Genomic DNA, 12570 nt, shown 5'->3' with positions numbered 1-12570 from the left:
CGAGCTTGCTCGCGATGACTGCATCCGTCTCGCCGCAACTCTCAAGAAGGTTTCTTTGCAATCCGCAGCGACTTGGCCTTGGCCTCCACCACCAAATACATCACCAAGGTAATCAACAACGGCAAGATGAAATAGATCGCCCGATAAGCCAGCAATCCCGCCACCAGGCTCCCCCGCGAAGCCTCATGTTGCAGCAGCGCCACGAACACCGCCTCCAGCACCCCAAGCCCGGCCGGGATGTGCGTAATCACTCCGGCGATGGCGCTGATCAACAGCACCCCAAGCACCAGCGGATAGTCCAGTTTGCTCGGCAACAGGGTGAAAATCACCGCTGCCATCAGCGACCAGTTCAGCGCGCCGAGTGCCAGTTGCAGGACCGCCATGCGCAGGGACGGCAGATTGATTTCCACCCCGCGGATCGACCATTCCCGGCGCCGGGAAAACTGACAGGCCACCAGGTACCCCGCGCTCACTATCAGCAACAACACGCCGACACCTTGCAACGCACCGGTGCTCAGCTTCCAGCCTGGTGGCATTCGCACCAGGCCGCTGGTGAACACCACACCGGCAATGGTCATGTAGCCGAACCAGTTGGTCGCCAGGCTCAGGCCGAGGATTTTCGCGATGTTGCTTTTGCTCACCCCGAGACGCGAATACAGGCGATAACGCATGGCAATGCCGCCGACCCAGGCGCTCAGGTTGAGGTTGAAGGCGTAGCTGATGATCCCCACCGGCAGAATCTGCTTCCAGGTCAGGTCCTGGCGAATATAGGTCCGTCCGATCAGGTCGAAGCAGGCGTAGACCAAGAAGCTCACCAGTGTCAGTCCGGAGGCAATGATCAGCGTGCGTACCTTGAAATCAGCGAGGTTGTTGAACACTTCATCCCATTCGATGCGCTGGGCGAGCATCGTGAACAGGACGATCAGCGCCAGGAAAAACAGCATCGTCAGCGGTTTCTTCCAGCGGCTCCAGCGCGACTTGTGCGGGTGCTCGGCGTGGGTTGCCGGTTGTGTTTCAGAGTGGCTCATCAGGTGTCACTCCGGGCTGTGTGGGAAAATGGTTTGAGGCGCGGCTTGTGCGCTGGCAGCCAGCCGGCCCAGGCCGGGAAGTGCCGCAGGAAGTGAAACACCAGAAAACCGACGGTCATGTGCCAGACCCGTCCGCGAGGGGACTTGTCCGCGGACATGGCCTTGCAATGGTTGTTACTCAGGTCCTCGAGGCGTTCGGACAGTTCGCGGTTGAAGGCGCGATCGCGGATCAATACGTTGGCCTCCAGATTCATGGACAGGCTCAACGGATCGAGGTTGCTCGAACCCACCGTGCTCCAGTCCTCATCCACCAGCGCGACTTTGCCGTGCAGCGGCCGCTCGCAATATTCGTATATCTGCACGCCGGACTTGAGCAGATAGTCATAGGTCATGCGCGCCGCGAGTTTGGCTACCATCATGTCCGGCTGGCCCTGCAAAATCAGCCGCACATCGACGCCACGCCGGGCCGCGTTGCGGATCTCGCGCAGCAGCCGATAACCCGGAAAGAAGTAGGCATTGGCGATGACCACGCGACGCTGGGCACTGCGCAGCACCTGCTGGTAAACCTCTTCGATGTCGGTCGTATGTTCGCCATTGTCGCGGTACACCAGGCGCACCTGACCGTCGTGATCGCTGAAGGCCAGCTCCTGGCGCCGCTGCCGGCGACGTTGCCACCAGTATTTGGCCCGAGCCGGACGGCCGCTTTGCAGCAGGGCGAAGTGGTGGATGTCGGCCACTGCCGGCCCTTGCACCTCCACCGAATAGTCCTGTTTGGCCTCGGGGCCGAAGTCGGCCAGATGGTCGGCGGAAAAGTTGATGCCGCCGATGAACGCAATCGTGCCGTCCACGACCACTATCTTGCGATGCAGGCGGCGAAACCAGTTGGTACGAATGCCGAAGTGCTTGGGCGCGGGGTCGAAAATCTGGATACGCACGCCGGCCTCGCTCAACGCCGCGAGAAAGGCGGTACTCAGCTCACCGCAGCCAAAACCGTCGAGGCTGGCGGTGACCCGCACACCGCGTTTCGCAGCATCGATCAGCACTTGCTGCAGCTCATCGCCGACCTTGTCCTCGAATATGATGAAGGTTTCCAGGAGGATTTCGCTCTTGGCCTGGCGCATAACCTCGAACACCCGGGGAAAATACGCTTCGCCGTTTTCCAGCAGGACCAGTCGATTGTTGCCCTGCCAGCCGTATTCGACATCGATAGCGCCGGGCTCACGGACGGGCGGGGTGGTGGATAAATGTTCCACGCTGGTTTTTTCCATCGACGGGCTGCTCATAGCTCAATCTCCACCGACAGCGGTGCATGATCGGAAAGGTGCGACCAGGGCCGCGCCGCCAGCACTTGCGGGCGGCTGGCCTTGAGGTTGCGCACGTAGATGCGGTCCAGGCGCAACGTCGGCAGGCGTGCCGGAAAGCTGCGTGCCGGTTTGCCGTGATGTTCGGCGAACACTTCCCGCAGACCACAGGGCTTGAGCAGGGCATCGGCGCGCTGGCGCCAGTCGTTGAAGTCACCGGCAATTACCACCGGGGCATCGGCCGGCAGCTCTTCGAGGCGGCTGACCAGTAACTTGAGCTGTTCATTGCGGTGGCTTTCGCGCAGGCCCAGATGAACACAGATGGCGTGCACTTCCTGACCGTCGCCGGGCAGGCGCAGCACGCAATGCAGGATGCCCCGGTTCTCATGACCGCTGATGGACACGTCGAGATTGTCATGGCGAATGATCTGGAATTTCGACAGCAGGGCATTGCCGTGGTCGCCTGCCGGGTACACCGCGTTACGTCCATAGGCGAACTGCGGCCACAGGGTATCGGCGAGGAATTCGTACTGCGGCATCTGCGGCCAGTTGCTGTAACGCTGCGGATGAGACTCATGGGTGCCATGAACTTCCTGCAAAAACACCACGTCGGCGGACACGCTACGCACCGCTTCACGCAATTCGGGCAGGATGAAGCGCCGGTTCAACGCAGTGAAGCCCTTGTGGGTGTTGACCGTCAGTACGGTGAAACGGCGTATGGAGGCAATCGTTTGTGGCTGATCATCCGTGGCGCTGAGTTGCTCGGAAGTATTCATGGCAGCACTCCTTCGCCAGCAGGCTCGCCGGGTGCAGTGGCGAGGTTTTTGTCCAGATGAAAGCGTTGCAGAAGGCTGCGCGCATCGAAGGGCGCGCGGACTTTTATGTCGTTGTCGAAATAGCAGAACACCTCGCGGGATTTGCGCGCCTTGGGCTTTTGCTTCGGCGCGATCAACTGCGGGTCGCTCGGTTGCTTGCCCTGGTGCCAGGCCTCGATGCGGTCGCCCCAGCGTTTCAACGCTTGTGGCGTGTAGCCGCTGGCGTAAAGCTCCTCGGCCCCGTGCAGACGCAGGTAGACGAAGTCGCTGGTGATATCTTCGCGGTACGGCCATTTACCGGCGGTATCGGCGACGACCAGGGCGGTGTTGTAGCGCTTGAGCAGATGAACGAAGGCTGGGTCGATGAAGCTTTCATGGCGAATTTCCACGGCATGGCGCACAGGCTTTTTCCTGTAAGCCTTCATGCTGGCGTGAGCCACGTGCGAATCATGCTGACGGGCGAGGGCGGCGGCCTGTTCGGTATTGTGGGGCAGTTGTTGCAGAAAGGTTTCGAACAGTTCGGCATTGAATTTGAAGTTGGGCGGGAATTGCCAGAGGATCGGACCGAGCTTGTCCTTGAGTTCCAGCACCCCGGAGGCGAAGAAGTTTGCCAGGGGCTTGTGAATCTCTCGCAGACGTTTGACGTGGGTGATGAAGCGCGGGGCCTTGACGCTGAACACGAACTCCGTCGGCGTTTCGGCATACCACTGGGCGTAACGTTCGGGCCGTTGCAGGGCGTAAAACGATCCATTGATTTCGATGCTGTTGACGGCTCGCGACGCGAATTGCAATTCGCGCTTCTGGGGCAGCCCCTTCGGGTAGAAATCCCCCCGCCAGGGCGTGTAGCGCCAACCTGAAATACCAATGTGAATCGCCGCCATATCGCCTCCCGTCTAATGGTCTTCGGACTGCCCTGATCTTTTGATGACTGCGGGGTGAGGGATAAAGTTTCGACGAAAATACAGGCGGTACATCTTCGATAGGTCTCCAAAAATCCTGTGGGAGCGGGCTTGCCCGCGATGGCGGTGTGTCAGTCACATCATCGTTGGATGTGTCGCCGCCTTCGCGAGCAAGCCCGCTCCCACAGGGTTGATCAGTGACCGGCAATGAAGCGGGCGGAGCCTTCAGCCGGCTGCGCATGCACCGGGCCGAGGCGATCGAGACGCCCACTCCACGCAGTCAGCGCCAGCGCTACCAACACCACCAGCCCGCCAATCCACGCGGTATGGATCAAGCCCATGTGAGCGACGATCAAACCGCCGCCCCAGGCGCCACCGGCAATGCCGAGGTTGAAGGCAGCGATGTTCAGACCGGAGGCCACGTCCACGGCCTTGGGGGTGTAATGTTCGGCCTGACGCACCACATAAACCTGCAGGCCCGGTACGTTACCAAACGCAACCGCGCCCCAGACCAGCACGGTGGCCAGGGCCAGCCATGGGTTGCCAGCGGTAAAGGTCAGCATGAACAGTACGGCAGCGAGCAGGGCGAAGACGATTTTCAGGGCGCTGATCGGGCCGCGTCTGTCTGCCAGTTTGCCGCCCCAGATATTGCCGACCGCCACCGAGATGCCATAGACCAGCAGCACCAGGCTGACAGTGCCGGCGCTGAAACCGGAAATGTCCTGAAGAATCGGTGCCAGGAAGGTAAACGCGATGAACGATCCGCCGTATCCCACCGCGGTCATGGCGTATACCAGCAGCAAACGTGGTTGTTTGAGCACCTGCAATTGCTCCAGCAGCGAGGCCGGTTTGCTGTGGGTGATGTTCTTCGGCACGTACAGCAGGCTGCCGATAAAGGCGATTACACCCAGCGCGGACACGGCGAGGAAGGTTTCACGCCAGCCAAAATGCTGACCGATAAACGTCCCCAGCGGCACACCGGTGACCAGCGCCACGGTCAGGCCGGTGAACATGATGGCGATCGCACTGGCCGCTTTTTCCTTTGGCACCAGGCTGGTGGCGATGGTCGAACCGATCGAGAAGAACACCCCGTGGGCCAGGCCGGTGACGATCCGTGCAATGATCAGCGATTCGTAGCTGGGAGCTTGCCACGCCAGCAGGTTGCCCAGGGTGAACAGCACCATCAGCGACAATAACAGCAATTTGCGTGGGACTTTACCCGTGAGAGCGGTCAACACCGGGGCGCCAATCGCGACGCCCACGGCGTAGAGGCTGACCAGCAGCCCGGCGGACGGCAGGCTGACGCCGAGGTCGGTGCCGATGGTCGGTAACAGGCCAACGATGACGAACTCGGTCGTTCCGATGGCGAAAGCGCTGAGGGTCAGCGCGAGCAAGGCAATGGGCATGGCTGCAACTCCGGTGGATTTGTTTGATGGAGCGCAGTGTCGGGGTTTCGGTTGTGCGGAAAAATAGAGGGATGGGCATTTGATATTTGCGTGTAGGTCAAATATCTCGCAGGTAAATGGAACCGTGTGGCGAGGGAGCTTTGCAAATTGGTTGGTGATATTGCGGTACAACCGAACTTGATCGCCATTTGCCAATCAGTTTCTAACAGACCCTTTTCAAGGAGCTCCGCGTTTTGCTGAAGTTCAAGACCGCGATACTACTGGGGGCGTTGCTGTTTCTGGGCAGCAACGAGTTGGAAGCCGTCACGTTGCCGGGCGTTCCCGCCGCCGCTGAGGAAGCCGCGAAGCCGGAACCGCTGGTGCAAGGTGGTCTGCTCGGGGCCATCAGTACCAGCATCGACGACGTTCAGGACAAACTCGACCTCAACGAAGACCTGGTCGACGCCTGGCGCCTGCGGGCCGATCGGGCGGCGGATGAAGTGGACAAACTGGTCAATCGACCCTCGAGTCGTTCAGGCTGGAGTGTGGTGGGCGATTTTCTGATGTTGTCCGGGGTCTGGCTCGGTGTCTTTGCCTTGCTCACCGTACTGGGTGGCATTCTCGCCAAGCGCCTGAACCAGGGGCGCTGGCTGCGTACCCGTCAACGCAGCCAGGATTTGCTCATCTATCTGCTGCCTTACACTTTGCCGGCCGTGATCTGTCTGCCATTGACGCTCTACGTCAGCCACTTCCTGCCAGCCTCGGTGGGGCGCGCGCTAGCGCTGTGTTTCGCCTACGCCACCAGCAGCGGCATTTTCTCTACCTCAATGCTGCTCTGCGTCATTGTCATGTTCAACACCGGACACAAGCGCGCGGCGGTGCAGCTCATACGCGATTACTGCCCCAGACCGCTGTTCCTGATCGGCTTTCTGGCCGCCCTCAGCGACGCGTTGACCAGCCCGCAAATAGCGCGGCAACTGGGGGGCAATATCACCAGCAGCATTGCGGTATTCACCGGTCTGTTCGCCTCGATCATCTTCGGTTTGCTGGTGATCCGCCTGCGCCGCCCGGTGGCGCATCTGATCCGCAATCGACCGCTGGCCCAACGCCTCAAACAGCCTTCGTTGCAGGAGTCGCTGCGGATCTTTTCCGGGCTCTGGTACTTACCCATCCTGCTGATGGTCATGGTCTCGGCGATCAACCTGATCGGCGTTGGCGAGGACAATCAAAAGGCCCTGCGTTGTGCGCTGTTCACCACCATTCTGCTGATTGCCACGGTCTTTCTCAGCACGATCTTCCAGCACATGTTCAAGTCGCGCCAAGCCGAAGCGGTCAAGCGCAGCAGCGCCTACAAGGAACGGTTTCTCAGTCTGCTGCACGCCTTGTCGCGAATCGTCATGGCCGTGGCTTTCATTGAAATCCTTGGGCGGATCTGGGGTGTGTCGCTGTTCGAATTCGCCGAACGCAACTCGGTGGGCCGGGCGATCAGCGATTCATTAAGCCGCATCGGTCTAATTTTCCTGGTCACATGGCTGTTCTGGGTGGTGCTCGATACGGCGATCCAGGAAGCGCTGAAACCGCCGGTCAACAAACGCGCGGCGCAGCCCAGCACCCGCGTCAAAACCATCCTGCCGTTGCTGCGCAACGCGATCAAAATCATCCTGGTGGTGATCTGTGCGATCACCACCATGGCCAACCTCGGCATCAACGTCGCGCCGCTGCTGGCCGGTGCCGGGGTGGTCGGCCTGGCCATCGGTTTCGGTTCGCAGCAATTGGTGCAGGACGTCATCACCGGGCTGTTCATCATCATCGAAGACACCTTGTCGATCGGCGACTGGGTGGTGCTCGACTCCGGCCATGCAGGGACGGTCGAAGGCCTGACCATCCGCACATTGCGCCTGCGTGACGGCAAGGGTTTCGTGCACTCGGTGCCGTTCGGCCAGATCAAGGCGGTGACCAACCAGTCGCGACAATTCGCTTATGCGTTCTTCTCGGTGCAGTTCACCTACGACACTGACGTGGACAAGGCCATCGAACTGATCCGCGAGGCGGGTGATTCGATCCGTGACGATGCGTTCCTCAAGTACAACCTGCAAGGGCCGCTGGATGTGTTTGGCGTTGACAAGATGGACCTTAATGGCGTGGTCCTGACGGCACAGTTCCGCACTGTGTCGGGCGGGCAGTATGCGGTGAGCCGGGCGTTTAATCAGCGCTTGAAAAAGCTTGTGGATAACAGCCCGTGGGTGCATTTCGCGCAGACTTATCCACAGCAGGTGTTGATGCCCAAGCGGCAGGTGGATGAGCCGGAAGACGACGGGGTGATCACGGAGCATTCGTCGGTGTTGCTGCCGGATCAGCCGCGCACCCAATGATTTTTGTTGATGCTAGAGGCCTCTTCGCGAGCAGGCTCGCTCCCACATTTGATCTGTGTTTGAGTCAGGTTTTATGACCAACACACATCCCTTGTGGGAGCGAGCCTGCTCGCGAAGAGGCCAGACCAGACAACATCAGTGCTGGATCAGCTTGACCCGGATATCGGCACTGGCTTGCTGATCCAGCTCCAGCCAGAAAACCTGCTTGCCCGCAATCTCCGCTGCCGCCGGCAACCCATCGCGATACACCAGCCGATTACTCGCCACCGCCGGCACTTTCGCACCGGGTAACAGCGTGCCGGCGAGATTCAGCGGATCGACCCCGCACACCGCCACCAGACTCCCGTCATGCGGCCGTCGGCGCACTTCCCGCAGCAACGGAATCGCTTCAGGCAACGCGAACTGCTCGCCCGCCAGGCCGCTGACGAACCGCCCGCCGCGAATCTCGCCCCGGGCTTCCAGCCGATGGAACGTGCGCAGCAGTTCGCGCCAGCTCGGCAGCCAGTCAGCCTCGCGTTCCAGCAGACGCCAGAACACCACGCCATAGCGACGCAGCAAGGTCATGGCGATGTGTTCAAGGGTGTCGCTCGGCGTGGGCGCCGGACGCTGGTTATCCACTACCGGCACGGCAGCCCCGCGTCGCAACAAGGCCCAGCGCCCGGCATCGTCCATCCCGCCGACAAATGCCCCGCGCCCGCGTCGGCTGCTGCGGTTCTGCCGTTTGCTGGCGGGGGTGATCAGCGCTCGCAAGCCGGCGAAGCTGTCGGCATTCACCAGCCCGGCACCCACCAGTTCCTGCAGGGCGATTTCCAGCTCGGAGCGCAGCAGATGCGCCTCGTGCATCAGCTCATCGAAAAACAATGCGCCATGCTGGCTGAGGGCTTCGTGAACCTTCTGCGTCTTGGGCGACAGTGCGCTGGCCGGCGTTTGCTCGGTGATACTGCTCCACAACCCGACCTGACTGCGCGGCAACAGCACAATCGGCGTGCTGCGCAGCGCCGTGCTCGCGCTTTTGCCCCGTGGCGTCAGGCGAGTCCAGACCAGTTTGCCGCTGCGACACAGATCATCCAGCCAGCTCGCCGAATAGCCTTTGATGCGCGCCGGCAAAAGGTCGCTGTCCCAGGCCGAAGCCGCGGCGGGGTAGCCTTCGAACTGCGCGACCATGGTCGGCAAGACTGCGCTGCCCTGGCCTTGGGTCGCCACGGACAGGTGCTGCCAGTCAAACAGGAAGCGCATGAAATCCTGCAACGCCACCGGCTCGATTTCACGCCGCAGACGCTTGACCGTGTAGCGATGAATGCGCGCCAGCAAATGCCGTTCACACCATTCTTCCTGTTCCGCGCCAGGCGAAAACCGACCGCGCAGCACATAACCTTCGCGCTCCAGTTCAGCCAGTGCCTGGGTGACCCGCGCCGCTGGTAATCCCAGGGGTTCGGCAATCGCTTGCAGCGGTAATGGAGCAAAAGCGCTCAACCGTGCGCGGATCACTTCAAGTGTCGCAGCCTCCGGTTCCCAGGCTTCATCGAAACCGGGCAACGCCTCCAGCGGCGGCAACAAAGTGGTCTGGGGATAAATCGCCTGCACGCAGGTCAGCCGTTCCAGCGCCAGCCACAGCGATCGCCCGGTGTTGATCTGCAAACGGCTGGCCCGGCCGCTGTCGGCCAGGGCGTCGAGCCAATCACGCCAATCAGGGTTGGCCTGCGCCTCGGCGTCGGTGATGCACGCCAGGCTCATCAATGCTTCATGCATTTCATCGATGCCCGTGGGCGCGGGCCAGGCTTCGTCGCGAACGGCTTGAATCGCTTCGGCATCCAGTGCACCGAGGTCGTCGGTGGATTGCGGGTCGGTCCAGCGTCTGTTCAGTACCGCTTGAGTGCGGCGTTCTTCCAGCGGGGCATCATCGAGGAAGGTGTAGGGCCGGGCGCTGAGAATTTCTGCCGCCAGCGGCGAGGGTGCAGGCAGGTCGCGGCTGATCAGGCGGACGTCGCCCTGCTCCATGCGACGCAACAGGGCCAGCCAGCCTACACTGTCCATGGCGTCGTGGAGGCAGTCGTCGAGGGTCTGCTCCACCAGCGGGTGCTCGGGAATCTCCCGTTCGCCGGCGAGGTTTTCCACGCAGGCAATCTGGTCGGGAAACACGCTGGCGATCAGGTCTTCGCTTTTCATCCGCTGGATCTGCGGCGCGACCTTGCGCCCGCCGGTATACCGCGGCAGCGCCAGCGCCACCCCGGCATTCCAGCGCCAACGTACGCCGAACAACGGCGCTTCGAGCACCGCTTGGGTCAGGATGTGCTCGGCGCTGTTGCTGTGCAAATAGCGCCAGACGTCATCCAGATCAAAGCTGTGGCTGCTCGACAGCGACAGCACGATGGCATCCTCGCTGGCGGCCGCCTGCAATTCGAAGTTGAAGGTGCGACAGAAACGCTTGCGCAGGGCCAGGCCCCAGGCGCGGTTGATGCGGCTGCCGAACGGGGTGTGGATGATCAGCTGGGTGCCGCCGGATTCGTCGAAAAACCGCTCCATCATCAGCGTGTCTTGCGAGGGCAGGGCGCCGAGGGTCAGCCGGGCACGGGCGAGGTAATCCACCAGTTGCTCGGCACTGGCCAGATTGAGGCCCAGGGTGTCGGTCAGCCAGTCGAGCGCGGGCTGCAAATCCCCGGGCGTGGCGCCAAGCAGGGCGTCGAGTTGCCCTTGCAGGCGAGCCACGGCGAACGACAGTTCATCGCTACGACCGGGTGCTTCGCCGAGCCAGAACGGAATGGTCGGCGGTTGCCCCTGAGCGTCTTCGACCCGGACCTTGCCGGTTTCAACGCGCAGGATGCGATAAGAGGTGTTGCCTAGCTGGAAGACATCGCCGGCAATGCTTTCCACCGCGAAGTCTTCGTTGACGCTGCCAATGTTCAGCCCTTGGGGCTCCAGCAGCACGCTGTAGTCGGCGTTGTCCGGTATGGTCCCGCCGCTGGTCACGGCGGTCAGCTTGCTGCCCCGGCGACCGCGCAACGTGCGGGTCACGGCGTCGCGGTGCAGGTAGGCGCTGCGGATGCCCTGGCGACCGTTGTAGCCATCGGCGAGCATGTGCAGCAGTGCCTGATAATGCTGTTCGTCGAGTCCGGCATAAGGCGAAGCCCGGCGGAACATCTCCAGCAGCGCCTGTTCCTGCCATTCCTGGCAACTGACCTCGGCGATGATCTGCTGCGCCAGCACGTCCAGCGGTGCCTGGGGAATCTGCAGGGTGTCGAGTTCGCCGCGACGCACGCAGTCGAGCAGGGCGATGCATTCGATCAGGTCATCGCGGGTGGTGGCGAACAACCGCCCCTTGGGCGTGCCGCCCACCTGGTGCCCGGAGCGGCCGACCCGTTGCAGAAACCCGGCAATCGAGCGCGGTGAGGCGATTTGGCAGACCAGGTCGACGTCGCCGATGTCGATCCCCAACTCAAGTGAGGCGGTAGCGATCAGCACTTGCAGGTCGCCGCGCTTGAGCCGTTGCTCGGCGTCGAGGCGAAACTCCTTGGCCAGGCTGCCGTGGTGGGCAGCTACCGCCTCCTTGCCCAGACGCTCGCTCAGGTGTCGACTGAGGCGTTCGGCCAGACGCCGGGTGTTGACGAAAATCAACGTGGTCCGATGCTCGCGGGCGAGGGCGGCGAGGCGGTCATAAACCAGCTCCCAGACGTCGTTGGCCATGACCGCCGATAACGGCACGGGTGGCACTTCAATGGCCAGGTCGCGTGGCCGGGCGTGGCCGATGTCGATGATTTCGCACCCGCGGTCGCGACCGACCAGAAAACGCGAGACCGCTTCGATCGGCTTTTGCGTGGCAGACAGGCCGATGCGCATCAAGGGTTCGCTGCACAGCGCCTGCAAGCGTTCCAGGCTCAGGGCCAGGTGGCTGCCGCGTTTGCTGGCGGCGATGGCGTGGATTTCGTCGACGATGACCGTGCGCGTGGTCTTGAGCATTTGCCGGCCAGAGTCGGAGCCCAGCAGCACATACAGGGATTCCGGAGTGGTCACCAGAATGTGTGGCGCTGTCCTGCGCATCGCCGCGCGGTCTTTTTGCGGGGTATCGCCGGTGCGCACGGCGGTGTTGATCTGCAACGCGGGCAGGCCCATCGCGCGCAATTGCACGGTGATACCGGCCAAGGGGTTTTGCAGGTTGATCTGGATGTCGTTGGACAGGGCTTTTAACGGCGAGACGTAGACCACCAGGGTTTCATCCGGCAGGCCCTCTTCAGTTTCCAGGCCACGGTGGACCAGGTCATCGATGACCGCGAGAAACGCGGTAAGGGTTTTGCCGGAGCCTGTGGGCGCGGCGATCAATGTTGAACGGCGCTGGCGAATCAACGGCCACGCTCGGGCCTGGGCGGCGGTGACCGTCGGGAAGGTGTTACTGAACCAGGCGCTGACGGCGGGGTGGAAGCCTGCCAGGGCGCTGTTTGCGGGGATGGGCAGATTCATGGGGTAATTTATGCGGGTGGGGTGGGGAAGATGCAAGTACCGCTCGGGGTCTGTGTCGGCCCTTACGGCCCCTTCGCGAGCAGGCTCGCTCCCACAATGACCTCGTTGTTCACATAAATCGTGTTCACAGGAGATCCCTGTGGGAGCGAGCCTGCTCGCGAAGGGGCCGCCTGCAGCGCCACAAATCCGGGAGATGTACACTTTACGGATGACGGTTGCGCTCTAAACCCGCAAAATGCAACGATTCCGGCACTATCGACGACATTGCCCACGCGCAATGTCGATAAGCCATTGTTTCAATCAGACTGGGCCTGCTGA

General features: G+C 61.8%; 7 protein-coding genes. 1 reads left to right on the top strand and 6 read right to left on the bottom strand.

Annotation, left to right across the window (positions count from 1 at the left end; translation table 11 throughout):
* Nucleotides 1-41: 41 nt before the first annotated feature.
* From ACA041_RS28765 to ACA041_RS28745, 5 genes are all read right to left on the bottom strand, one after another.
* Entirely contained in the window at nt 42-1028 is a 987-nt protein-coding gene (locus ACA041_RS28765; protein ID WP_497438888.1) for a lysylphosphatidylglycerol synthase domain-containing protein, read from the bottom strand.
* Nucleotides 1028-2311: a cardiolipin synthase ClsB gene (gene clsB, locus ACA041_RS28760; protein ID WP_497438887.1), complete on the bottom strand. Its 1284-nt coding sequence runs from the start codon at nt 2309-2311 to the stop codon at nt 1028-1030. Before clsB ends, ACA041_RS28765 begins: the two co-directional genes overlap by 1 nt.
* Nucleotides 2308-3105, bottom strand: a complete 798-nt coding sequence (locus tag ACA041_RS28755) for an endonuclease/exonuclease/phosphatase family protein (protein WP_497438886.1) — start codon at nt 3103-3105, stop codon at nt 2308-2310. The genes clsB and ACA041_RS28755 overlap by 4 nt, the downstream gene beginning before the upstream one ends.
* On the bottom strand, nt 3102-4025 hold the full coding sequence (locus ACA041_RS28750; protein ID WP_497438885.1) for a DUF72 domain-containing protein: 924 nt from the start codon (nt 4023-4025) through the stop codon (nt 3102-3104). Before ACA041_RS28750 ends, ACA041_RS28755 begins: the two co-directional genes overlap by 4 nt.
* 212 nt (nt 4026-4237) lie before the next feature.
* Entirely contained in the window at nt 4238-5449 is a 1212-nt protein-coding gene (locus ACA041_RS28745; RefSeq protein ID WP_497438884.1) for an MFS transporter, read from the bottom strand.
* 233 nt (nt 5450-5682) lie between these two features.
* Here ACA041_RS28745 and ACA041_RS28740 point away from each other — a divergent pair, with 233 nt between their 5' ends.
* Nucleotides 5683-7800 (top strand): mechanosensitive ion channel family protein, encoded by a 2118-nt coding sequence (locus tag ACA041_RS28740; RefSeq protein ID WP_497438883.1) that lies wholly within the window; start codon nt 5683-5685, stop codon nt 7798-7800.
* 135 nt (nt 7801-7935) lie between these two features.
* Here the strand turns inward: ACA041_RS28740 and ACA041_RS28735 are convergent, their stop codons facing one another.
* A complete protein-coding gene (locus ACA041_RS28735) occupies nt 7936-12252 on the bottom strand; it encodes a DEAD/DEAH box helicase (RefSeq protein ID WP_497438882.1) in 4317 nt (1438 codons plus the stop codon).
* Between the last annotated feature and the right edge of the window lie 318 nt (nt 12253-12570).

The organism is Pseudomonas sp. LBUM1676, assembly GCF_059695605.1.
This window is presented reverse-complemented; position numbering and strand designations above follow the sequence as displayed.